Consider the following 22,852-nt stretch of genomic DNA (forward strand, 5'->3'; position numbering starts at 1 on the left):
TGAAGCGGGAGCGCGTGTGGCGGGTCAAGGGGATGCGGCTGGCTATCGCGGGGATCATCGGCTCAGCCCTTGCGCGCCCAGTCGACGACCAGTCGGCTGTAGGGCTTGTCGACGACGAAGCGGGCGTCGTCCGCCGTCAGCCGGTCGCGCGAGTCGGCGGTGGCCATTCGGAAGCTCGGCTCGGGGGCGTCATTGCCGCCGCTGGCGTCCCAGGCGCGGATCTCGCTCACGACGCGCTCGGCGAGGTCGCCGCCACCCTCGCCGTGGCCGATCACGCCGACCTCCCAGTACCGGCCCTTCTCGTGCCCCTCGCGGATGGTCAAGTACGCGAGCGATCCGGCGTCGAGGGCTGCCATGGAGCCCCACCCGAAGTGCGGGGTGAACCCGGGGCGCTGGCCCGGCAGGCGTGAGAGGCCGTTGGGCAGCACGCAGGCCAGGTACAGGTACAGCCACTCCCAGGCGGAGCCCTGGCGGAACTTCACCCCGGTGTAGATCTTGGTCTGCTGCTGGTCGAGGACGGAGCGCAGGGCTTTGTGGTCGACGTCCTGCTCGCTGAACGTCTCCAGGCGCACGTTGCCCTCGCCGGCCATCGGCACGAGAGTGTAGACGTCGTCGCAGACGCCCTTGCGCAGCGGGATGAAGGTGGCCATCTTGCAGGAGACGGTCTTCCACGTCTCCCCGTCGCGTTCGAAGGCGAAGGAGCGGGAGATGCTGCCGCGGACGCGCATCGGCAGGACCAGGCGCCCACCGGGGGCGAGCTGATCAAGGATCTCCACGGGGACGTCGCCGGCGCCGACGGTGAAGATGATCCGGTCGTAGGGGGCGTGCTCAGGCAGCCCGGCTGCGCCGTCGGCCATGACCGCGGTGGCGTTGTCGACGCCGGCCTCGGCGAGGTGCCGGCTCGCGCCGGCGACGAGGTCCTGGTCGACGTCGACGGTCCACACCTGCCCGCCTGGGGAGACGATCTTGCCGAGGAGGGCGGCGTTGTAGCCGGTGGCGGCTCCGGCTTCCAGGACCTTGTGACCGGGCTGGGCGCCGAGCTGTTCGAGCTGGGTGGCGACGATGGACGGAGCGGAGATGCAGGAGATCATCTCCCCGTACTCGTTGTGCTTGATCGGGACCGCGTCCTCCTCGTACGCGCTCTCCAGGGCGACGCCGGGCAGGAAGGCGTGCCGGTCGGTGGTGCGGAAGGCGTCGATGGCCGCCTGGCTGCGCAGGTGGCCGCTGCCGATGAGCCGCTTGGCCAGGGCCTCGTCCGGGTTGGTGGGGGCGGTACTGGCTGCCACGGTGATCTCCATTCGGGAGGCTAGGGTCCCAGGGTCGGACCTGCGGGTAGGCACTTCAGCTCCTTCGGTGTGCAGGCGACGTAACGCCAAGGGGCTCGCCACCGCGGTCAAGAGTCGAGGTTGTGCGACGAGCCGGAGCTGGCTCGACGGGTGACGTGGCGCTCCCAGACATCCGCCGAGACGGACGCAGCACCCAGCAGGGCCTGTGCCAGGGGTTCGGGGATGTGCCCCTGACCGAGGCCGGCTGAGGCGATGGCGGCGGAAAGCGTACGGTGCTCGCCGTAGCTCAGCGCTTCGCGGCACACAGGGTGGGCCAGGACGTCCCGTGCGACGTACCCGTCTGCCTGCGCCATCGCTTCGCAAGTGAGACGGCGCATTGCTTCGGCCTGTTGGGTCTTTGGGGAGAGGTCGAGCACGACTAGCCCCACACGGGAGCGGAAGACCGCAAGTTCGGGGTCCGAGTCGAGGGCCAAGTAGTGCTGCACCATCTTGTCGATCGGCTCGACCGGGTGCTCGTCGGCTGCCCTGTGGCAGAGGACGGTGAGCGCTGCCGCGACGGATTGCTCCCATGGCTCCACCAGTTGGCTCGCGTGCAGGAACGTCAGCGCATCGCTGGGCTGCTCGCCGAGGCAGCGGACGAGCACTTCTACTTGACGCCCGTCGAAGAGGCGCTGGCCTATGCCCCGGTGCTGCCTGCTGTGCGCCCGTGCGCGGTCCCATTCGCCTGCTGCGACGAGGGCACGGGTTCCGTCGCCGAGGAGGACGGTCCACAGCCATTGGCACACCTGTTCATGGTCGGCTGCCGACGTCGTGAGGTGCTGGAAGGACTTGGTGCGGCCGTCGATGACCGCTTCCGTCTTCGATCTGACTGCTCGGTTCAGGGAATCGAGCAGGTGGTATGCGCCGTGCCCGTCGCCGTCGCGGATGCGCAGTCGGGCCAGGTTGACCAGGGGTTCCAGGGCGTACCGGGCTTCCTGCGCGCCCAGGGGCTGGGCGCGCAGGACGGCCTCGGCGTGACGCCAGCACAGAGTGCGCGCCAGGTCCGGCATGCTGCAGTCGCTCGCGATCAGCGCCGCCTTGTTCAGGGCGACGGTCGCGGAGGTCACGTTGCCGTCGCGCTCGGCGGCGGCTGCGAGGTCGGTGATCTCGCGGACCCGTTCAGCGAGGGGCGGGCACGCTGGACGTGGACGGGCAACGAGCGGGAACCGCTTCGCTATCTGGCTGACGTCCATGTCACTGCCATTCGATGACGATGCGGTTCAGCGGGTTGTCGAAGGCGAAGCGGCCGGGCTTCGGCGCGAGCGGGGCCGAGTCGAGCGGCTTGATCTCGAAACCGACGTCGAGCGCTCGGAAGTCCTGGTCCCAGGTGCGGATCTGGTCCGCGACGTCCGAGGCGAGGGCTTCGGCGTCGGGGCCGTGGCCGATCACACCGAACTCGTACAGGGTGGCGCCGTCGGGGGCCTTCTTCGCGTACGGGCGCCGGGTGAGGTAGGTGAGGGTGCCGCCTTCGAAGACCGCGGTCGAGGACGGGTAGGGCGCGGTGACCAGCCCCTTCTCGATGGCCTTGTTCTTGGCGGGCATCCGGCTCAGGCCGTTGGGCATGGCGCAGGTGAGCCACAGCTCCAGGTATTCCGCCGACTCCGGGCCGCGGAAGGTGACGTCCGTCCACGCCTCGGTGCGCGGCTGGCGGAAGATGTCGCTCAAGGCGTCCGCATCGACCTTCTGGTCTCCGTTGGTGACGAGGGTGACGGTGTGGTCGGGGTCCAGGGGGACGAAGAGGCGCGGGTCGTCGGCGATGCCCCGGCGCAGCGGCATGAACGTGTTCATCTGGCTGCCGACGCTGCGCCAGGCTCCGTCCTGGTTCTCGAAGGCGATCGAGCGGGAGACGCTGCCGCGCAGGCGCAGCGGGGTGAGGAGCCGTCCGCCAGGGGCGAGCTGGTCGAGCCAGGCGTGCGGGACGCCGTGGGCGCCGACGGTGGCTTCGATGCGGTCGTACGGCGCGTTGGGGGTATGGCCGACTGCTCCGTCTCCGAGGATCACTTCCACGTTGTGGATGTCGGCGGCGGCCAGGCCGCCGCGCGCTCCGGCCACGATGTCCTCGTCCACGTCGATCGTAGTGACGTGTCCCGTCTCGCCGACGAGGTAGCCCAGGAGTCCGGCGTTGAAGCCGGTGCCGGCCCCCAGCTCCAGGATCTTCTGGCCGGGCTGGACGTCGAGCTGTTCCAGCATCATGGCGACGATGTCGGGCTGGGAGGCGCAGCTGATGGAGCGGCCCGATCCGTCGAACTTCGTGTCCACGGGTGCGTTCCCGTACGCCTTCTCCAGCGGGGCGTTCGGGACGAAGAGGTGACGGGGCACGGTCCGCATGGCCTCCTCCACGCGGGGCGTGAGCACGCACCCGGTCTCGACCAGGTGGTCGATCAGCTGGGCGCGCAGGCGGTCGGCGGAAGGGGCTTCGATGGTGTCACTGTTCACCCCGTTGACCGTAGCGCCCGGTGTCCTCTCAGCTTGGGTGGACGCGGTGTTGTCGCTCGTTCCCATGACTACCTCTTTCGCGAGTGTTGACAAGGTGTGCTGGTCCTGGGCGGCAAGGCCCAGGCGGTTGAAGTGGAAGATGCCGTGGTGGGCGATTACGGCCCGTAGCCCTCGTTCCAGGCGGCCCTGGCGGTTGAGGTCGGCGAGCTGCTGGCCGAACCACTCGAAGGTGGCTATCCACTCGGCCAGCGGCGCGAGTCGGTCCTGGGTGACGCTGCGGCTGGTGGTGCTGACGTCGACGGTCATCAACCGGTGGACGGCGGCCCGGTGCCGTTGCGGAGTGCGGACCTCGTCGCCGGGGCGCTCGGCCGTGATCTTCGCCCAAACGTCGCCCTGCTCGTACCAGTCGAGGCCCGCCGCTCGCATCGCCACGCTGAGCAGGAGGACCGCCAGCTCGCGGCGGCCGAGCTGGGGGCCGCTCACTGTCTGCTGGCGGGCCGCCTCGTCCAGCAGATGACGGCTGTCGTAGTGGAACAGGGTGTGCGCGATCTTCATCGCGGCGGGGCCGCCGAAGGCCGTTTCTTCCGGTTCGTAGATGCCTCGCGTCCAGGAGGCGAGGACGCCGGCGTCGACCAGCTCGCCCAGGGCAGCGTCGAGGACCTCTGCCGAGTCCGGGCCCGCGGGCCGGTACCGCAACCGCCACCAGGGGTGCTTCCGCAGGAAGGACCACTGGGCCAGTTCCGACTCCTGGGCGATCAATACCGGGAGTAAGTACTCCACGGCGGTGGCCTCCGCGTGACTCCAGTCGGTGAACCGGATGAGGCGTTGCGGCCATTCGTCCGCAGTCATGTTCCCTCTTCTCGTCGTCTAGTTGGTCAGGAAGCAGGTGTCCCACCCGGACGCGGACGGCGTTCCGGTGTGGAAGGAGTGCAGGGCGAGTGCGGTGCCGGCGGCACCTTCGAGGAGCCCGATGTCGCCGCCGCCGGGAGGGTTGATCAGGGAGTCCGCCAGGGTGCCCGGAGCGGTGTCGGTGATCGGGGCCAGGAGCCGGGGCAGGCATGCGGTGAGGCCGGGTGTGAGGGCGTCGGTGGCAGTGAGTTGCGTGATGTGCGCCAGGCCGGCGAAGCCGTGGCACAGGGAGACATCCACGGTGGCGTCGAGTTGGCCGGGGTCGGTCATGGCGCGCAGGAGGGCGAATTCGGCGGCGTGTTGGCGCGCCGGGTCCTTGAGGGCGAGGGCGGCGAGCTGCTGGGCGCGGGCGAATCCGGCGGTGCCGTAGCACCAGGACGGCCGGGAGGGGCCGGGCCCGGTCGTGCCGGATCGTAGCTGCTCGCGGGTGATCCAGTACGGCCACCACGGTCCGGCGGGGCCGTTCTGCTGCCAGTGGTCGAGCCAGGTCAGGATGCGGGTGATCGCGTCGAGGTGGCCGTCGACGGTGACGCCGCGGCGGGCCGTAAGGGAGAGCACGGCGAGGGGGCCGCCGATGCCGTGGGCGACGCCGTTGTTGGCGTGCCCTTCCAGATAGTCCGGGGAGATCGTGCCGGAGGGGGCGAGGTGGCTCCACCAGCCGGGCAGAACTTCCCCGTCGTGCCTGACCGGCTCGGTCAGGCGGACCAGGTAGGTCAGGATCTCGCGGAGGACGTCGGTGTGGACGTCGCGGTGCAGCAGGAGCCCGCCCATTCCACTCAGGCCGCGGATCGCGTCGAACTCGGCCAGCGCGGGCATCTCGCCGCGGTCCATGCGTGCGTGGGCATGGGCGAGCCGGTCCCGGATGGCCTTCGTGACGTACCGGTCGAGGGTGTCCAGGGCGCGGGCGTAGCGTCCGGGGCGGTCGGCAGCGGCGTGCAGGGCGAAGGCGAGCGCGGGCGCCCCGTAGTAGAGGTGGCTGTCCGGGCCGCCGACGACGGGTTCGGCTGCGGCGCAGGCGAGCCAGTCGTGGGCGCGCTGCCACGGCCCCTGGCCGGTGCGGGCCCGCTCGATGTGCAGCAGCGCGACACCGGCCGCGCCGTGCGCAAGCGACTGCGGCCACCAACCCTGGCGGTGGTGCAGCCCCCGTACGTCCTGCGGTGAGGCGAGTCGCTCGGCGAGGACGTCGGCGGTGGCCAGTGCGCTGTCACGCACGTTCATTGGTGATCTCCTCGGTGAGTCCAGGCCATTGCGGCGGCGTGGGCCAGCCGTATGCACATCCGCTCGTCGTCCTTGTCGATGCCGGCGGCGCGGATGTGGTGGGCGTGCAGCAGCGAGTCGAGAACAAGGTCCGGGTCGATGCCACCACCGGACGCGTCCAGCTTCTGCCGGTAGCAAGCCAGGGCCGCGTCGCGCCCGCTCCAGGCTCTGGCGACGGCGGCGCCGCCGGGGACGGCACGCAGGGCCGCCCAGCCGTCGGTCGGATCGGCCAGACGTACCGCCTGACCACGCACGGTCCGGTCCAAGGGACGCGGGTCGATGATCCGGCCGTGGGTGATCAGCCAGTCCATGCCGGCCGCGGTGCCGCCGGTGAAGGCGGCAGCGAGGGACACGAAGTTCGCTGCGGCAAGGACCTGTCGGTGCGGACGGGTCCTCTGGGCGAACTGGACGGCCAGCGCTCGGGAATCGGCTGCGAAGACGTCCTCGGCCAGACTCATCAACGGCCCTGCACCCCACCGACCAGTCTCCGGGTAAGAGGTCGCGAACTGCATGTCGGTGAGGAGCCCGGCACGGCGCAAGCCGTTCGCCCACGAACTCACGCGCCGCGCGGTGAGGGCCAAGTCCTGCTCGCTGGGGACCGCGATGCGCAACCGCAGGTGCCAGCAAGGGTCGCGGTAGCGCATGTACCACCAGGTCGGCGGCTCATCCCACTGGCCGAGCAGCGCGGGAAGATGGTCGGCAAGGATCTCGGGCTGCCGGTCGACGTGCCCGTACAGCTTGACCAGCAGCCAGAAGGCGGCGCCCGGAAGATGACCGTGCTCGCGCGTGATGAGTTGGTCGGCGGTCACGGGCGGGACAGTCGGCCACTGGGGCGGACGCACGGCCGTCATCGGGGCGATGACCTCGTGGGCCCGTCCGTCGAACCAGCCTCCGTCGGATTCCGCTTCCGTCAAGAGCGCCGATTCGTGGGTGACCAGGTGGGCGCGCAGCAGCGCGAGGTGCGCACGTTCGGAGAGGTCCAGCGGCAGGAGCTGGTCCTCTTCAGCCAGCGAGACTTCGTCCGGGACCCGGCGGCGTGTGCGCCACTCGTCGGCCGCCTTGTGCCACTCCTTCCAGGGGGCGCGGCGGTCGGGCAGCTCCGACCGGTCCAGTCGCCACCTCGCCGGCGAGAAGATCGCGCGCCCGTAGCGCACGCGCGGCAGGTACGGCAGGGCGGTGGCGGACGCCCAGGGGAAGATGCTCAGGACGGCGGTCTGGGAGCGGCTGATCTCGGCGAGGAAGCGTGCGAGCGGCGGCGTGTGGCCTCGCAGGTCCAGCGCGTGCAGGGTCATGGGGTCCAGCAGGCACGCGCGCGAGAGGGAGACGAGGTAGAGCCTGCGGCGGTCGCAGCCCACGGCGAGGTCGTCGAGCGTGACGGTGCGCTCGTCCACCGGACGGTGCTCCGCCAGGCTAATGACGGCCGGCAGGAGTTCGGCGACGCGGGTGACGTTGGTGTCGCCCCGGTCGAGTGGAGTGAAGGAGACCTGCGTGGGCACCGAGCCGGGCGCGTTGACCGGTAGCTTCTCCAGCATGGCGGCGGCGCGAGCCTGATCTTCTGGTGTGAGCAAGCCCAGGCTGCGGCCGATCGTGGTGCCGATCCCGCGGGAGGGGGCGATGCCGTGGAGGACGAAGTCTCCCTTTTCTAGGGCCTCTTGTGATGTGGCGCGGATTTGGAAGCGCAGCTCCGTGTGGGCCGGTACCTGCGGGGCGTCTCGGTCTCCGACTGTCAGTGTGCGGATCAGGTCCTCGTCCAGGCTGATTTCGTCGCGGCCATCGAGGACAGCCGCCTGGGCGAGGGAAAGCAACCGCTGTTCGCGGGTGGTCAGGGCCTCGCGCTGCTCAGGTTCCGCGTCGCGGTATCCGGCCGGGAAGCCGAGGCCGACGTCCGGGTCCACCAGGTCCCGGACCGGGACGAGCGAGTTGATGCCGTACCGCTCGAAGAACCGGTTGTGGAAGTCCTTCCACGCCGGAGTGCCAAAGGGGTACGCACTCAGCCGGGCCAGCACCGTGGCCGCCTTCTCAGCCTCGCGGGCAACCTGTGGGGGCAGAGTGAGAGAGCAGTCCATGCGCAGGTCCAGCGTGAGCGGCTGGGCCTTGACGGTGCTCAAGGCGGTCATCTTCTGACGTAAGGCAGTACGCAGGCGCTGTCCGTCCGCCGGAGCCAAAACCTGGTTGTGCTGGGCGATGGCGTCGCGGACTGCCCGCAGGTCGGCCACGAGGTCCGCAGCTGACGGCGCGCCGGCGGCCTTGGCCTGCTCGACCAGGTGGTCCAGGGCATCGAGGGCGGCAGAGGGCGCGTGCAGGCTGCTGATGAGCACACCGCGCTCGACCAGGCTGCTGACGAGCCCTTCCACCCGGTCAGCGGGAACGTCGGGGTACTCGGTCCTCATCAGTTCCACGAGGGTATGGACGGGGACGGGCGAGGCGGCGGCATCGACGGCGATACGTACGGCGTTGGTGTACCGGACGGACACTTCGGCCGCCGGGCTGCCTTCGGTGCGGCGTGAGCGGGGCGGGTAGGGCACGATCAGGCGATCGCCCCGTACGAAAACGGTGTTGTTGGCCATCACATGCAGGTGCCGCAGGACTTCAGGGTGTGCTTCCAGGCGGGCGATCAGGTCCGCGATCCAGTCGCCATCGGCGCGGATGACGGGTTGGTGCCACTCGCCCCAGGACCATCCTGGCCGTTCCCCGAATGAGGCGGGCGCGACGCCGGCGAACAGCCCATTCGGGGTCGCTCGGCCCGTCATACGCAGCAGGTACCGCATGACCGACACCACTGCGCGGCGCAACTGACGGGTCTCGGGGCTGGCCACCGAGCACAGGGCCTGAACCTGCTGCGCGAGCAGAGGACTGCCCTGCTCGATGGCTTCGGCGGCCTCGGACAGCGACCAGACGTCGCGCAGCCACGTCTGCCACCGCACCTCACCATCCGGGGCGTCGTCGGCGAGGTCCGGCCACGCGGGAAGCGGCACCTTCGAGTAATGGGCGGCGCGCACCAGCGCAGCGTCCGCGCACCGGTACAGCGGGCCGTCCTTCCGGGAATCCATGCACCCTCCCTGGTTGTGGCGCGTTGGGGTGCCAGCCCGCGCGGCACAAGGCCGCACGGGCTGGCAGATTGGCGCGCTCGGCGTCAGGCCACGTTGGTGGCGCAGGACCCCTGGCAGCTCGGCTTGCAGCCGTCGTCCGTCAGGTTGATCACCGTGGCGGAGCCGTCGCCGGACTCCAGGACGCTGATGTCCAGGTCGAACGCATCACCCTCCGCCGTGGCGGCCGGGGACTGCGCCTGGCCCTTGATCGTGTTCGCGTTCATGCAGGTTTCTCCCTACTCGTCGTGCGGTGGAAAATGATCAGGCCACGTTGGTGGCGCACGGGCTGGAGCAGGTGCTGCCGCAGCCGTCGTCGGTGAGGTTGATCAGCGTGGCGGAGCCGTCGTCGGACTCCAGGACGCTGATGTCGAGGTCGAATTCGTCGTTCTGCATGTGCTGATTCCTCCGTTGCCGTGCGCGGCTCCGATTGAGCCGCGAGGGGACGTGCCGCGTTGGCGGCGCCGGCGCGACATGGGCGTCGTGCCGGTGGTCTGGTGCGGTCAGGAGCCGCTGGAGATGCAGGCGTTGCCACCGCAGGTCGAGCCGCAGCCGCCGTCGGAGGCGATACCCGCCCCGACCGTGCCACCCGATTCGATGACGCTGATGTCGAGGTCGAACGGGTCCTGCGCGGCAGAGGCCGAGACGGTCCTCACGCGCTGGTCGGTCACCCTGGGAGTCACGGGAACCCTCCTGGTCGATGTGGTGGAACTCTTCGATTCGGTGTGTTGCTGTACGGCTGGCTCTGTCCGATAGACGGCAGTGGTGTGCCCTGCGCCGCTCGGGCCTCCTCGGCTACCTCGCCAGACACGAGAACTGCTGTCCGGCTGAAGAATTGGGGACGGACACGGAGCCCGAAGAAGGGTGACGGGACCGAGATACGCCGTCAGGCAGCTGGGCGCTGCGCCTGCGGGCGATTCTTGGCGGCCTGGTCCAGCACCCGGGTGAAGTGCTCGGCCTGCTCATCGCCCTCGGCCTCCTCGGCACGGAGGCCGCCGAACCGCTTCCAATAACGCTGGCAGGCATCGCTCTCCATCAGCTTCGCGGCGTGCCATGGCAGGTGTCCGGTACGGATGAAGCCGAGGCGGTCGCGGACGCTGAGCATGCAGATGAGCCGGTTGGCCGCGAGCAGCTGCATGTACTCCTCGACGTCCAGGTCCTCGGGAGCCGAGAGCTTGGCGAGGTCGGGGCTGGTGGACACCTGGGCCAGCCAGTCGAGCTGGTTGCCGGTGAGGAACACCTCGTTACGCTCGGCCTGGTGCCGTGCGTCTTGCCTGAGCCGGGTGGCTCCGACCACGGCGGTGGTGAGGGAGACGGCAGCACCGGCGGCGAGGACGGCGGTGGTGAGCTTCATCGGTCAAGGAACCTTTCCCAGAGCAGATTTGCGGCAGGTGGGCTGGCGGACGGAGAACCCGGGGTTCTGCTGGTTCACGCGGCCCCCGCGAGGAGGACGGTCGGGGTTTCGTCGGCGGAGCTGTCCGGTGTGTAGCGGCGGCACACCGCATTGAGAGCGACGGCAAGGGGCGGCAGACCCACGGTGGCTCTGCGTGCGTCGACGGACCCAGGGGCGCGCAGCGGGCACAGCTCGATCCCATCGGTGCTCAGCAGGAACTGGGTGCCGTACTCCTGGGCGCTTCCACTGGTGACGAGGGCGCGATCGTGCAGGTGAGCCCAGTGCTGGACGAGTGCGTCGCCAGCCTGGACAGCGCGTCCGAGCAGGGTGGTGGCGGCGCGTTGAAGGGCGTAATTGTCGTCGCTGTGCAGGGCGATGCTCCAGGCGGCGCGGGCGCCGTCGGGGCCGACGAGGCGATGGCCGGGCCAATCATGGTCGGCCAGGATGGGGTCTGTACAGCGAGTGGTGTAACTCGTGGGGTGGTAGTTACAGTTGGGCCGCGGTGAGACGGCCGTCGAAGGTGATGTCGAAAGCCTGGAGAGCCGGCTTCCATCGCCTGGTCCAACGCTTCGCTCCGGTCCCGGTCGGGTCCAGGCTCATTACTGCGAGGTAGACGCACTTCAGGGCGGCCTGTTCCGTGGGGAAGTGTCCGCGAGCACGGACGGCCTTGCGGATTCGGGCGTTCACGGACTCGATCGCGTTGGTCGTGCACACGATCCGGCGGATCTCGACGTCGAACTGAAGGAAGGGCACGAACTCCGCCCAGGCCCGCTCCCACAGCCGGACGATGGCCGGGTACTTCGCACCCCATTCCTCCGAGAACTCCAGGAACCTTTCCGTGGCGGCATCCTCCGTGGGCGCGGTGTAGACCGGCCGGAGAGCCTTAGCGATCTTCTCCCAGTCCTGCCGGCCCGCGTATTTGAAGCTGTTACGAAGCAGGTGAACCACGCAGGTCTGCACGATCGTCGCAGGCCAGACGGTGTTCACCGCGTCGGGGAGTCCGGTCAGCCCATCGCAGACAAGCATCAGGACGTCGCGCACGCCCCGGTTCTTGATCTCGGTGAGGACCTGGAGCCAGTATTTGGCTCCCTCGCCGCCATCGCCAACCCATAGCCCCAGGATGTCCCGGGTCCCCTCGGCGGTCACGGCCAATGCCATGTAGACCGGGCGATTGGCAACCTGCCCATCCCTGACCTTGACGTGCACACAGTCGATGAAGACGACCGGATACACCGCGTCCAGCGGCCGGTTCTGCCATTCCACCATGCCCGCGACCACACTGTCGGTGATCGTGGAGATGGTCGACTTCGACACCTCGGTCCCGTACACCTGGGCCAGGTGCGCGGAGATCTCACCGTGCGTGAGACCCTTTGCCGACAGTGACAGCACCATCTCGTCGATCCCACCCAGACGCCGCTGTCGCTTCTTGACCAGCATCGGCTCGAAGGACCCCGCCCGGTCCCGCGGGACGGAGATCCCGACCGGGCCGACCTCGGTGGCCACAGTCTTGGACCGGTGGCCGTTGCGGTAGTTCTCCCGCCCGCCCTCGGCCCGCTCACCGTGCTCATGACCCAGGTGATCAGTCAGCTCACCTTCCAGCGCCGACTCCAGCACCCGCTTGGTCAGCTGCTGCAGCAGGCCGCCCTCACCGGTCAGCTTCAACCCGTCGGCCTGAGCTCGGGTCACCAGCTGACCGATCAGCTCGTCATCCACGGCGGCCGCCAGCTCGCCGACGCCACTCTCGGTACCGGTCTCACGCATCACGTCAGTCATCAACTTCCGCTTCTTGCTCGGGAGTTACACCGGTTACCGTACAGACCCGCGACCGCCCTCGTCGTCGTCGCCTGCCGGGACGGGGGCTGGGGGCCAGGGGTGCGGGTCACTGACGCACAGGAAGACTCCGTCGGGGGTCCGGGTGAGGACGACCTTCACTGGAACCGAGGACTCATCCTCCTTGCGGGCGTGCTGGAAGGCGTTCGTCAGTAGCTCGGACGCAGTGAGAGTGACCCTCCAGTCGAGTTCGGTCAGGCCCCACAGACGGAGGCACGCACTGACGAGGCCACGCATGCCCGAGACGGCAGCGGCAGTCAGAGTGACGTCGATTTCGCATGCTCCGGAACGCGTCCGGACCGCAGCGCTTGTGCCGTCCGTAAGGGGCTGTTGAGCCTCCATCAGGTCTGCCTTCACGGGGAGTCCCTCGTTCGACGAAATCTCTCCAACCGGCGCCGGATGCGGTGTGTACTGGGGCGGCGGCCGTGAGCAACCATTGAGCCAGGCCGACAGAACCGCGTGTAGATCTTGATACGGAAACCTCGATCTTCCGTTTCGCGAGCGAGGAACAGCCCATGCCAAGACCCGAGAAGCAATTGACTCCGGACGCGTCCCCGCGTGACTGGTTCGGCCATGAACTGCGGACCTGGCGTAAGAAGCGCGGCCCTCTCACGCACGCCGAGTTGGGCACGAATGTGCAGGTCAGCGGTTCACTCATTGAGAAGATCGAGAAGGGGACTGCTACCTGTTCGAAAGACTTGGCTGAGCGCTTGGACGAGGTCCTGCAGACGGGGGGAGTCCTCACCCGGGCGTGGGGGATGGTGTTCGGGCAAACGGAAAAAGCCCGTCCTGAAACGGAAAGTGCACCCCCTCGCAGGGCGGAGGTGCCGGTTCAGGTCCATGAAGGCCGCATCCTGGGCAGAGGTAGTACAACACCTCCAAGCGGGAGCCCTGCCTCTGTGGACCGTCGCGCCTTCCTCGCCACGAGCGGCCTTGCCGCCATCGCCCCCATAGACCTCGTCCACCTCGTGACCCCAGCAGCCCCCCGGGAGATCCCGACTCAGATCCGCCCCCGCGAGATCAGGCAGGTGAAGTCGCTGGCCGATGTCATCCATCGCCAGGACAACGAGTACGGAGGCGGCGGCGCGGTGCGTGAACTCGCCCGCGGCGCCATCATGTGGGGAGCCTTCCTGCTGCCGGTGCCCTGCCCCGAGCCCCTGCGGCCTGAACTCCTGGCCTCTGTGGCTCGGTTAGGGATTGTCGTCGGCGCCTCGCAGTTCGACGCGTACGCTCACGACGATGCCCGAGTCAGCTTCCGGCTAGCCGCTGAGTGCGCGGAAGAAGCCGGTGAGTGGCATCTGCGCGCCAAGACGTACTCGTTCATGGCCCGGCAGGAAATCTGGATCGGAGATCCGGATACTGGCCTAACCCACGCAGAGAAGGGGTTGGTGCGCTCCGACCGACTCACCGCGACCGAGCGTGCCATGCTGCACACGGCACGCGCCCGTGCCTTCGGCAAGATGCACGACGTAGCCAACACCCTGCGCGCGGTCGGAGAGGCCGACGCCGCGTTCGAACACTCGGACCCGGTACAGGATCCGCCGTGGATGGCCTACTACGACTACGCCCAGCACCACGGCGACACCGCCCACGCGCTGTTCGACCTCGCGGTCCACGCGGACCACGACCCCGGGCAGGCGGCCCGCCGCTTCGAGATCGCGGTCAAAGGACACGGCAACGCCTTCGCCCGCTCGCGCGCCATCTCCGAGACAAAACTCGCTTCCCTGGTCATGGCCAAAGGCGATGATCCGCGGCACGCGGTCGTACTCGGCCACCGAGCGCTGGATGACGTCGGCAAGCTGACTTCCTGCCGGGCCGCCGAGGACCTGCGGGAACTCGCCCGGTTCGCAGGCCGACACCGGAGCCTCCCCGAGGCCAGCGACCTGCGCGAGCGCATCGCAGCTACGGTGCAGGCGTGACTACTTCGCCCACGCCCACCCAAGCCGTACTTAAGGAGGCGTGCCTCGCCGCCGGCCTCGACGCGACCAACGCCCAACCGATACGGATCGCCGAGAACGCCATTTGGCGTCTGCCCGGGGGCACGGTGGTGCGTATCGCCCGCCCTGGCCAGTCCGCCGCCGCAACACGCGAGGTTCAGGTCGCCCGCTGGCTGGCCACCCAGGGCGTGCCCGCCGTACGCGCCCTTGGCCTGCGGCAGCCGGTAATAGCCAGCGGGCACCCTGTGACGTTCTGGCAAGAGCTGCCGCCACACGAAATCGGGACCATCACCGACGTCGTCGTGCTCCTCAAGCAACTGCACGCCCTGCCGATACCAGACCTGCCACTGGGTGAGCTGGACCCGTTCGTCCGGCTCGTTGAGCGCATCGACGCAGCGAGTACGACTTCTGCCGATGACCGGTTGTGGCTGAAGGGCCGGCTTAAAGATCTCAAGCAGCAATGGGCTTCGAGGCCCAAGGGTCGGCCGGAGTGTGTAATCCACGGGGATGCATGGGTCGGCAACGTGGCGCGTACGGAGGCCGGCCCGATGTTGCTCGACTTCGAGCGCTCTTCGTTCGGTCCCCCGGAGTGGGATCTCGTGTCGACCGCAGTGAAGCTCACCACTACCGGCGCAGTATCTGCCGAGGAATACGCAGCATTCTGCGAGACCTACGGCGTTGACGTTACGAAGTGGGAAGGGTATGAAATCCTGGCTGGCGCACGCGAGTTGCGTATGGTGACGTACGCCGCGCAGCATGCAGCCAGCCGCCCTGAATGGCGACGCGAGGCGCAATACCGCATTGACTGCTTGCGCGGCCGGGCCGGGGTGCCGCCGTGGCGATGGAAGGGGATCATGTAGCCCACTACCAGTGACTCACGAGTGCAACTCGTCTTATAGGTGGCTTTACCCAGTTTAGATGCAATGCCTGATCCGTCAATCTGACTCGGTGTCGCGATGCTTCCGAATTGCCAAAGTGACGTATTCGCCGACGGCAGACAAGAAATGCCGCAGAAAGACTGGATAGCTGTGCGAGGGCATGTCAACGTACAACGTCCCGTGGAAATCCAGGCCAGATGGTGCCACCGCTCCTCAGCGCTCACTTCCCCCTAAACCGGTTGGGGTGGGCGTCGCGAGGGTTGGCCAGCTAGCGCAACTCACCTTGGGAGGCTCGTCCGTCTGCTTCTGTTAATCTCATCTACTCGCTTCACTTCGCCCTCGGTGGCTGAACGACTGGGCGCGGCCAAACGGCCGGTGACTACCCTGCGGTCTCCACGGGGCTCTGTGTTTCCGTCTGCGCGGCCGGACGTTTCGGTGAGGATCTCCTGTAGCGAGCTACCGCGACGATCGTGTCGTCAATGCGCACGTGCCACGCCATCCGGGTGCAACAACCCGGTGGCCCGGGCCCCCAAGATCCCTGAGCGCCGCGGCACGGTGAATCTGGACCGGCTTACGGCCGCCTCGGGCAGCGCGCCCGCAGCCCTTAGCTCGTACGTACTTCCCCTGTCGGCAGGAAGGTCAAGCAGACATCGGGCGCGTGACGGTCGGGCAACATAGCCGACGATCGCCGGTTAGCCAAACCGGCGATTGCCGCGACCATTGAGACGTTCGCCTTTCGACTGCGCTTGGCGGTGGAGTCGTGGCGGACGCGGGCAGCTTCGCGATGGCAAGAGGAGGCGCGGGGCAGTTCTGCTGCGGCGTCTTGCCGTAGGCAGCGTGCGCCGCCGACAGGTGGCCGTCCTGGCGCACTCCGCGCGAGGTGATGCTGCCATGCCTCTGTCGCTCCTCGCTCTCCCAGCAAGGAAACCCTGCCATGCACCGATCGGCGATACCGCCTGCCCCCACGACTTCCTCCGTAGCAGTACGTACGGCCTTCCTGACCGTGCAAGACGCCGCTGAATACCTCGGCCTCTCACACCACACCCTCTACGTCTGGCGCCACCGCCGTCAGGGACCGCCGAGCTTCCGCATGGGCCCCCGCGGTCGCGTCATGTACCGAGTGGAAGCCCTCGATGCCTGGGTCCGCGAACAGGAGCAGGCCGACTCCCGCTCCAACTTGGCCCTGAACCCGCTGAGCGCAGATCCACAGCAACGCATCCGCCCCAGCGCCTGACGTTCCGTCCGTCATTGAGCACCGTTTGTACCCCCGTCGAAAAGGAGATTCCCCTGGCCGGCTACATCGAAGACCGCTGGATCAAGAAGAAGAAGGACCCGGTCACCGGGAAACGAGAGCGAACCGCCCGCTACGGCAAGGGCAAGCGATACAAGGCCGCTGGCATACCCGGAGTCCGAGACCGATCCTTTGACACCTTGGAGGACGCCAAGGCGTGGCTCCGGCGATCAAGTACCGACCAGGAGCGCGGCGAGTTCGTCGATCCACGGGACGGCTCCCTAACCGTCGCTGAGTACGTCGAGCGGTACTGGATGCCGGGTGTGCGTGGTGAGGCCAAGACGCGCAAGGGCATCGATGAGCGGATTCGGCTACACGTGATACCACACCTGGGCGATGTATCGCTGAACGAGGTGTCTGCGGCCGAGCTTCGTGCCTACATAGTCAGGCTCGAATCCTCGTGCTCGCCGCAGTACGCCCGCAGCATCCTCTCGACGCTGTCGAGCGTCCTGGAGACAGCGGTTGATGACAAGCGTCTTGCTCGGAACCCGATGAGGTCCAAGTCGGTCCGATGGCCGAAACTGCCTGATGAGCGTCGTGAGGCGTGGCCTGAGGCGCTGGCACGGAGCGTGCGTGATGAGATCAGCCAGAGGCACCGTATAGCGGTAATTCTTGGGCTTGGGTGCGGTCTGCGTCAGGGGGAAGTGTTTGGCCTGAGCATGGAGGACGTGGACCACGCGCGCGGAGTCCTCCACGTCCGACGTCAGGTGCAAATAGTCAATGGCCGGAAGTACTTTACCCTTCCAAAGGGTGGCAAAACCCGCGTTGCGGACATGCCACGTTCCGTGGCCGACGAGTTGGTGAAGCATGCCAGGGCATACCCCGGTGACAAGGTCGAGCTTCCCTGGGGCGGTCCTGAATCGGACAGGGAGCGGAAGAAGTTCGGCCTCGTACTGACAACGAAGTACGGGAACGCGATCGCAGCCAACACGTGGAACACCGAGATCTGGAAGCCTGCCCTGGCCAGGGCAGGTGTCATCCCTCCGCGTGTCAAGGGGGCGAAACCTTGGCAGTGGCAAGCGGCGCCGAAGGACGGGTTCCATGTGTTGAGGCACACGTACGCATCCCTCGTGCTGGAGGCAGGAGAGTCGGTCGTCACCCTCGCCAAGTGGTTGGGGCATTCATCGCCGACCATCACGCTCGATCACTACGCGCACTTCATGCCGGAGGCGGGGAAGAAGGGGCGCAGGGCAATCGATAGCCTGCTGGGGGAGCGGGCGGAGGAGAGTTCCGGCCCAAACTCCCCAGATTCTCCCCCAGGCCCGATCCTGAGTGGAGATGCGACCGTCCGACGCGCGTAAACAGCGAGGTGAGAGCCCGTATGTTCACCACCCGCCCCACCCTCCAGGGCACCTTCGGCATGGTGGCCTCCACCCACTGGCTGGCCTCGCAGTCGGCCATGGCCGTGCTGGAGGACGGGGGCAACGCCTACGACGCCGCCGTGGCCGGGGCCTTCGTGCTGCACGTCGTCGAGCCGCACCTCAACGGGCCCGCCGGAGAGGCCCCGATCCTGCTCGCGCCGGCGGACGGAGAGGTGCGGGTGCTCTGCGGGCAGGGCGTGGCGCCGGCCGGGGCGACGGTCGCGCACTACAAGGGGCTCGGACTCGGCCTGGTTCCCGGTACCGGACCGCTCGCCGCCGCCGTCCCCGGAGCCGTCGACGCCTGGCTGCTCCTGCTGCGCGACCACGGCACCAAGTCCCTGGCCGACGTGCTGAAGTACGCCATCGGCTACGCCGAGCACGGGCACCCGCCCGTGGAGCGCTTCACGGAGACCGTCGAGACCGTCCGGGAACTGTTCGAGACGGAGTGGAAGTCCTCCGCCGACGTCTACCTGCCGGGCGGCCGACCGCCCCGCCCCGGCGAGCTGTTTCGCAACCCCGCCCTCGCCGCGACCTGGAAGCGGCTGCTCGCCGAGGCCGCCGGCGCGGGCGACCGGGAGGCGCGGATCGACGCGGCGCGGGAGGTCTGGCGCGCGGGATTCGTCGCCGAGGCCCTCGTACGGCAGGCCGGGCGGCCCACCATGGACACCAGCGGTGAACGCCACACCGGCACCCTGACCGCCGCCGACCTGGCCGACTGGTCCGCCCACTACGAGGCCCCGGCGACGTACGACTGGAACGGCTGGACCCTGTGCAAGGCGGGCCCGTGGAGCCAGGGGCCCGTCCTGCTGCAGCAGTTGGCGCTGCTCCCGCCCGAACTGCCCGCCTACGGCTCCGCCGACTACGTCCACCTGCTGGTGGAGGGCTGCAAGCTCGCCATGGCCGACCGGGAGGCCTGGTACGGCGACGCGGACGGCGCGGACCGGGTGCCGCTCGACGACCTGCTGTCGCCCGGGTACAACGCGGAGCGGCGGCAACGCGTCGGTGACAAGGCGTCCTTCGAACTGCGGCCCGGCGCCCCGGGCGGGCGCACCCCGCGGCTCAGCGCGCACGCGCTCGTCGCGGCCGTGGAGGGCGAGGGCCTCGACGCCCTGGGGGTGGGCGAGCCGACGGTCGCCAAGAGCCCGACGTCCCCGGTCCCGGGCGAGCCGGACGTCACCGCCGACGGGGGCACCCGAGGCGACACCTGCCACCTCGACATCGTGGACCGCTGGGGCAACATGGTCTCGGCCACGCCCAGCGGCGGCTGGCTCCAGTCCAACCCGGTCGTGCCCGAACTGGGCTTCCCGCTCGGCACCCGCCTCCAGATGGCCTGGCTGGAGGAGGGCCTGCTTAACTCGCTCACGCCGGGCCGCCGCCCGCGCACCACGCTCACCCCGTCCGTCGCCCTGCGCGACGGGGTGCCGGTCATGGCCTTCGGCACCCCCGGCGGCGACCAGCAGGACCAGTGGCAGACGCACTTCTTCCTGGCGGTCGCGCTGCGCGCGCGGGTGCGCGGCGGTCTCGACCTCCAGGGCGCGATCGACGCCCCGAACTGGCACAACGACAGCTTCCCCGGTTCCTTCTTCCCGCGCGGCATGCGGGCGGGAAGCGTCACCGTCGAGTCCCGCATGCCGGGCGAGGTCGTCGAGGAGCTGCGGCGCCGCGGACACGACGTGACCGTGGGAGAGGCGTGGTCGGAGGGCCGGCTGTGCGCCGTCGCGCGGGACCCGGCGACCGGGGTGCTGTCGGCGGCGGCGAACCCGCGCGGCATGCAGGGGTACGCGGTGGGCCGCTGACCGGCCCGCACGCCCGTGCACCGGATGTTCGTGGCGATTCCGCCCGGAGTACACCACCCGGGTGGGGATTGTCAGTGGCGCGTGCTCTCATGGAGTCATGATCGAGACCAACGAAACCATCGACGAGTTTCTCGCCCGGCACACCGACGACGTGGAGGAGGCCGTCCGCAAGGCGGCCGCGCAGGAGATCATGCCGCGTTGGCGCCGGCTCGCCGCCCACGAGGTCGACCAGAAGGCCGGCCCGCACGACCTGGTGACGGACGCCGACCGCAAGGCCGAGCTGTACCTCACCGAGGTCCTGCCCGGCCTGCTGCCGGGCTCGGTGGTGGTCGGCGAGGAGGCCGTGCACGCGAACCCCGCGTCGTACGAGGCGATACGCGGCGAGGCACCGGTGTGGATCGTCGACCCGGTCGACGGGACACGGCAGTTCGTGCGCGGTGAATCGGGCTTCTGCACCCTGGTCGCGCTCGCCCACCACGGCGTCGTCCACGCCTCCTGGACCTACGCCCCCGCCGACGACCGGCTCGCCACGGCCGTGCGGGGCCGGGGCGCCTTCCTGGACGGTGGGCGGCTGTACGCCGGACCGCCCGAGCCCGGCCGCGACCTGCGGATCGCCACCTCCCACCCGGACTACACGACCGACGAGCAGAAGCGCGACCTGCTGGCCCTGCGCACCCCGGGCCTGGCCCCCCGCCCCTGCGGCTCGGCCGGCCTGGAGTACCTCGCGGTCGCCCTGGGCGAGTCCGACGCCACCGCCTTCTCCTGGGAAGCGGCGTGGGACCACGCGGCGGGGATTCTGCTGGTCGAGGAGGCGGGCGGCACCCACCTGACCCGCTCGGGCGAGCCCTTCCGCATCACGGGGGGCAACGACCTGCCCTTCACCGCCGCCCGCGACGCCGCCACGGCCCGCCGAGTGGTGGCACTGCTGTCGGGCGAGGCCTGATCTCCCCGGGGGCCGGCGGGTGCGCCCCGCGACGGCGCGCTGTCGGACCCCGGGCCTATCCTGATCCCGAGTGGCCATCGGCTGACGAAGGGGTCCGAAGGTGCCGTCGATGCTCGATGCGGTCGTAGTGGGTGCGGGGCCGAACGGGCTGACCGCTGCCGTGGAGCTGGCCCGCCGCGGCTTCTCGGTCGCCGTGTTCGAGGCGCGGGGCACCGTGGGCGGCGGCGCGCGCACGGAGGAGCTGACCCTGCCGGGCTTCCGGCACGACCCGTGCTCGGCCGCGCACCCGCTCGGCATCAATTCCCCGGCCTTCCGCGACCTCCCCCTGGAGCGGTACGGCCTTCAGTGGCTGCACCCCGCGCTGCCCATGGCGCACCCCTTCCTCGACGGCTCGGCCGCGGTGCTGTCCCGGTCGGTCGGCGAGACGGCCGCCTCCTTCGGAGCGCGCGACGCGGGGGCGTACCGCAGACTCGTCGAGCGTTTCCTGCCCAGGTGGGACACGCTGGCCCGCGACTTCATGTCCCTGCCGCTGACCGCGCTGCCCCGCGACCCGGTCACCCTCGCCCGTTTCGGACTGGTCGGGCTGCCCCCGTCGACGTGGCTGATGCGCCGCTTCCGCGACGACCGGGCCAAGACCCTCTTCGCCGGGCTCGTCGCGCACGTCATGGCCCCGCTCGGCGGCCTCGCCACCGGCGCCATAGGCCTGGTCTTCGCCCTCGCCGCGCACGCCCGCGGCTGGCCCGTGGCCCGCGGCGGCTCCCAGTCCATCTCCGACGCCCTCACCGCCTACCTGAAGGACCTCGGCGGCACGGTCCACACCGACTACGAGGTCAAACGCCTCGACGACCTGCCGCCCGCCCGGGCGTACGTCTTCGACACCTCGCCCACCGCCCTGGCCCGCATCGCGGGCCTCGGCAACCACTACGCGAACTACCGCTACGGCCCCGGCGTCTTCAAGATCGACTACGCGCTGGACGGCCCCGTCCCGTGGACGGCCGAGGAGCCCCGCAGCGCGGGCACCGTACAGATCGGCGCCGACAGCGCGGAGATCGGCGCCGCCCTGGACGCCGCCTCCGGCACCGACCGCGCGCCCGAGCGGCCGTTCCTCATCACCGTGCAGCCCGGCGTCGCCGACCCCACCCGGGCCCCGGCCGGCCGGCACGTCTTCTGGGCCTACGGCCACGTCCCCAACGGCTGGACCGGCGACCTCACGGACGCCGTCGAACGCCAACTGGAGCGCTTCGCGCCCGGCTTCCGCGACCGCGTCCTCGCCCGCGCCACCGCGGGCCCGCCCGAACTCGCCGCCCGCAACGCCAACTACGTCGGCGGCGACATCGCCTCCGGCGCGGTGTCCGGCCTCCAACTCCTGCTGCGCCCCAAGCTGTCCCTCTTCCCGTACTCGACGCCGCACCCGGCCGTCTTCATCTGCTCGTCGGCCACGCCGCCGGGCCCCGGTGTCCACGGCATGTCGGGCCACAACGCGGCGAAGGCCGTCTGGCGCAGACTCCGCCAGACCTGACCCCCCGAACCGGACCTGCCCCCGAGCCGGACCTGCCCCCGCCCGGGTCCGGACCGTGAACCGGCTCCGACCCGGGCCCGACCGCGAACCGGGCCCGACCGCGAACCGGACCAGACCCCACTCCGGACGCGACCCGACCCCGTACCGGATCTGTCCCCGACGCGAACCTGGCCCCGACGCGAACCTGGCCCCGGACCGGACGTGGCCTCGGACCGGACGTGGCCTCGAACCGGTTCCGACCTCGAACCGGACCGACCCCGAACCAGACCCGGCCCGGACCGGGCTTCAACCGAACCGGACCTGGCCCCGACCCGGACTGACCCGACCCACCCCACCCCCGACCGAGCCATACCGAGCCGAACGAGGACCGTCCATGCCCACCCTCACCCTCGTCCAGGGCGACATCACCCGTGAGAGCGTCGACGCGATCGTCAACGCGGCCAACTCCTCCCTCCTCGGCGGAGGCGGCGTCGACGGGGCCATCCACCGGCGCGGCGGCCCCGCCATCCTCGCGGCCTGCCGCGAACTGCGCGCGGGGCACCTCGGCAAGGGCCTCCCCACCGGCCGAGCCGTCGCCACCACCGCGGGCGACCTGGACGCACGCTGGGTGATCCACACGGTCGGCCCGGTGCACAGCACCACCGAGGACCGCTCCGACCTCCTCGCCTCCTGCTACCGCGCATCCCTCCGCGTCGCCGACGAGCTGGGCGCCCGCACGGTCGCCTTCCCGGCGATCTCCACCGGCGTCTACCACTGGCCGCTGGACGACGCGGCCCGCATCGCCGTGGAGACCGTGCGGACCACCGACACCTCGGTCACGGAGGCCCGCTTCGTCCTCTTCGACGACCGGGCGTACGCGGCGTTCGCGCAGCGGGTGGGCTGACCGCGGCG

20 protein-coding genes are annotated in these 22,852 nt (G+C 69.6%); 8 read left to right on the top strand and 12 right to left on the bottom strand.

Going from position 1 to position 22,852, the window contains the following annotated elements; all coding sequences use genetic code 11:
- Positions 1-62: 62 nt before the first annotated feature.
- From fxlM (BJ961_RS11865) to BJ961_RS11920, 12 genes are all read right to left on the bottom strand, one after another.
- Positions 63-1,286: a methyltransferase, FxLD system gene (gene fxlM, locus BJ961_RS11865; protein WP_271321265.1), complete on the bottom strand. Its 1,224-nt coding sequence runs from the start codon at positions 1,284-1,286 to the stop codon at positions 63-65.
- 107 nt (positions 1,287-1,393) lie between these two features.
- Positions 1,394-2,518: a hypothetical protein gene (locus tag BJ961_RS11870; protein WP_271321266.1), complete on the bottom strand. Its 1,125-nt coding sequence runs from the start codon at positions 2,516-2,518 to the stop codon at positions 1,394-1,396.
- A 1-nt stretch (position 2,519) separates the two neighbouring features.
- Positions 2,520-4,610, bottom strand: coding sequence for a methyltransferase, FxLD system (gene fxlM, locus BJ961_RS11875; protein ID WP_271321267.1), 2,091 nt, complete (start codon positions 4,608-4,610; stop codon positions 2,520-2,522).
- An 18-nt stretch (positions 4,611-4,628) separates the two neighbouring features.
- Positions 4,629-5,888, bottom strand: coding sequence for a lanthionine synthetase C family protein (locus tag BJ961_RS11880; protein WP_271321268.1), 1,260 nt, complete (start codon positions 5,886-5,888; stop codon positions 4,629-4,631).
- Positions 5,885-8,977, bottom strand: a complete 3,093-nt coding sequence (locus tag BJ961_RS11885) for a lantibiotic dehydratase (RefSeq protein ID WP_271321269.1) — start codon at positions 8,975-8,977, stop codon at positions 5,885-5,887. The genes BJ961_RS11880 and BJ961_RS11885 overlap by 4 nt, the downstream gene beginning before the upstream one ends.
- 83 nt (positions 8,978-9,060) lie before the next feature.
- On the bottom strand, positions 9,061-9,240 hold the full coding sequence (locus BJ961_RS11890) for an FxLD family lanthipeptide (protein ID WP_271321270.1): 180 nt from the start codon (positions 9,238-9,240) through the stop codon (positions 9,061-9,063).
- A 37-nt stretch (positions 9,241-9,277) separates the two neighbouring features.
- Entirely contained in the window at positions 9,278-9,409 is a 132-nt protein-coding gene (locus tag BJ961_RS11895) for an FxLD family lanthipeptide (protein ID WP_011031314.1), read from the bottom strand.
- Between the two features lie 107 nt (positions 9,410-9,516).
- Positions 9,517-9,696 (bottom strand): FxLD family lanthipeptide, encoded by a 180-nt coding sequence (locus tag BJ961_RS11900; protein ID WP_271321271.1) that lies wholly within the window; start codon positions 9,694-9,696, stop codon positions 9,517-9,519.
- A 203-nt stretch (positions 9,697-9,899) separates the two neighbouring features.
- A complete protein-coding gene (locus BJ961_RS11905; protein WP_271321272.1) occupies positions 9,900-10,367 on the bottom strand; it encodes a DUF6082 family protein in 468 nt (155 codons plus the stop codon).
- 74 nt (positions 10,368-10,441) lie between these two features.
- The gene (locus BJ961_RS11910) at positions 10,442-10,852 is read right to left on the bottom strand and encodes a DUF6624 domain-containing protein (protein WP_333782102.1); all 411 of its coding nucleotides are present in this window, start codon (positions 10,850-10,852) and stop codon (positions 10,442-10,444) included.
- A 40-nt stretch (positions 10,853-10,892) separates the two neighbouring features.
- The gene (locus BJ961_RS11915; RefSeq protein ID WP_271321273.1) at positions 10,893-12,179 is read right to left on the bottom strand and encodes an IS256 family transposase; all 1,287 of its coding nucleotides are present in this window, start codon (positions 12,177-12,179) and stop codon (positions 10,893-10,895) included.
- Positions 12,180-12,212: 33 nt separating this feature from the next.
- Positions 12,213-12,578 carry an ATP-binding protein gene (locus BJ961_RS11920; protein WP_333782103.1) on the bottom strand — a complete coding sequence of 122 codons (366 nt, stop codon included), beginning with the start codon at positions 12,576-12,578 and terminating at the stop codon, positions 12,213-12,215.
- 173 nt (positions 12,579-12,751) lie between these two features.
- On the opposite strand from BJ961_RS11920, the gene BJ961_RS11925 reads away from it, so the two are divergent.
- From BJ961_RS11925 to BJ961_RS11960, 8 genes are all read left to right on the top strand, one after another.
- Complete coding sequence (locus tag BJ961_RS11925) at positions 12,752-14,155, top strand: helix-turn-helix domain-containing protein (protein ID WP_271321274.1); 1,404 nt, start codon at positions 12,752-12,754, stop codon at positions 14,153-14,155.
- Complete coding sequence (locus BJ961_RS11930; protein ID WP_271321275.1) at positions 14,152-15,033, top strand: aminoglycoside phosphotransferase family protein; 882 nt, start codon at positions 14,152-14,154, stop codon at positions 15,031-15,033. Before BJ961_RS11925 ends, BJ961_RS11930 begins: the two co-directional genes overlap by 4 nt.
- A 952-nt stretch (positions 15,034-15,985) precedes the next feature.
- Entirely contained in the window at positions 15,986-16,285 is a 300-nt protein-coding gene (locus BJ961_RS11935; RefSeq protein WP_263549179.1) for a helix-turn-helix transcriptional regulator, read from the top strand.
- A gap of 53 nt (positions 16,286-16,338) precedes the next feature.
- Entirely contained in the window at positions 16,339-17,643 is a 1,305-nt protein-coding gene (locus BJ961_RS11940) for a tyrosine-type recombinase/integrase (protein WP_425584700.1), read from the top strand.
- A 20-nt stretch (positions 17,644-17,663) separates the two neighbouring features.
- Positions 17,664-19,499 carry a gamma-glutamyltransferase family protein gene (locus BJ961_RS11945; RefSeq protein ID WP_271321276.1) on the top strand — a complete coding sequence of 612 codons (1,836 nt, stop codon included), beginning with the start codon at positions 17,664-17,666 and terminating at the stop codon, positions 19,497-19,499.
- A gap of 97 nt (positions 19,500-19,596) precedes the next feature.
- Positions 19,597-20,442, top strand: a complete 846-nt coding sequence (locus BJ961_RS11950; RefSeq protein WP_271321277.1) for an inositol monophosphatase family protein — start codon at positions 19,597-19,599, stop codon at positions 20,440-20,442.
- A 109-nt stretch (positions 20,443-20,551) separates the two neighbouring features.
- Positions 20,552-21,961 carry a phytoene desaturase family protein gene (locus BJ961_RS11955; protein ID WP_271321278.1) on the top strand — a complete coding sequence of 470 codons (1,410 nt, stop codon included), beginning with the start codon at positions 20,552-20,554 and terminating at the stop codon, positions 21,959-21,961.
- Positions 21,962-22,334: 373 nt separating this feature from the next.
- Positions 22,335-22,844: an O-acetyl-ADP-ribose deacetylase gene (locus tag BJ961_RS11960; RefSeq protein ID WP_271321279.1), complete on the top strand. Its 510-nt coding sequence runs from the start codon at positions 22,335-22,337 to the stop codon at positions 22,842-22,844.
- Positions 22,845-22,852 lie beyond the last annotated feature (8 nt).

Source organism: Streptomyces lienomycini, assembly GCF_027947595.1.
GTDB lineage: Bacteria > Actinomycetota > Actinomycetes > Streptomycetales > Streptomycetaceae > Streptomyces > Streptomyces lienomycini.

What these genes read in the sequence shown, in the direction of transcription:
- BJ961_RS11870 (WP_271321266.1), bottom strand. Translation starts at nt 2,518, where the DNA reads ATGGACGTCAGCCAGATAGCGAAGCGGTTCCCGCTCGTTGCCCGTCCA.
- fxlM (WP_271321267.1), bottom strand. Translation starts at nt 4,610, where the DNA reads ATGACTGCGGACGAATGGCCGCAACGCCTCATCCGGTTCACCGACTGG.
- BJ961_RS11880 (WP_271321268.1), bottom strand. Translation starts at nt 5,888, where the DNA reads ATGAACGTGCGTGACAGCGCACTGGCCACCGCCGACGTCCTCGCCGAG.
- BJ961_RS11885 (WP_271321269.1), bottom strand. Translation starts at nt 8,977, where the DNA reads ATGGATTCCCGGAAGGACGGCCCGCTGTACCGGTGCGCGGACGCTGCG.
- BJ961_RS11890 (WP_271321270.1), bottom strand. Translation starts at nt 9,240, where the DNA reads ATGAACGCGAACACGATCAAGGGCCAGGCGCAGTCCCCGGCCGCCACG.
- BJ961_RS11895 (WP_011031314.1), bottom strand. Translation starts at nt 9,409, where the DNA reads ATGCAGAACGACGAATTCGACCTCGACATCAGCGTCCTGGAGTCCGAC.
- BJ961_RS11905 (WP_271321272.1), bottom strand. Translation starts at nt 10,367, where the DNA reads ATGAAGCTCACCACCGCCGTCCTCGCCGCCGGTGCTGCCGTCTCCCTC.
- BJ961_RS11915 (WP_271321273.1), bottom strand. Translation starts at nt 12,179, where the DNA reads ATGACTGACGTGATGCGTGAGACCGGTACCGAGAGTGGCGTCGGCGAG.
- BJ961_RS11920 (WP_333782103.1), bottom strand. Translation starts at nt 12,578, where the DNA reads ATGGAGGCTCAACAGCCCCTTACGGACGGCACAAGCGCTGCGGTCCGG.
- BJ961_RS11925 (WP_271321274.1), top strand. Translation starts at nt 12,752, where the DNA reads ATGCCAAGACCCGAGAAGCAATTGACTCCGGACGCGTCCCCGCGTGAC.
- BJ961_RS11935 (WP_263549179.1), top strand. Translation starts at nt 15,986, where the DNA reads ATGCACCGATCGGCGATACCGCCTGCCCCCACGACTTCCTCCGTAGCA.
- BJ961_RS11945 (WP_271321276.1), top strand. Translation starts at nt 17,664, where the DNA reads ATGTTCACCACCCGCCCCACCCTCCAGGGCACCTTCGGCATGGTGGCC.
- BJ961_RS11950 (WP_271321277.1), top strand. Translation starts at nt 19,597, where the DNA reads ATGATCGAGACCAACGAAACCATCGACGAGTTTCTCGCCCGGCACACC.
- BJ961_RS11955 (WP_271321278.1), top strand. Translation starts at nt 20,552, where the DNA reads ATGCTCGATGCGGTCGTAGTGGGTGCGGGGCCGAACGGGCTGACCGCT.
- BJ961_RS11960 (WP_271321279.1), top strand. Translation starts at nt 22,335, where the DNA reads ATGCCCACCCTCACCCTCGTCCAGGGCGACATCACCCGTGAGAGCGTC.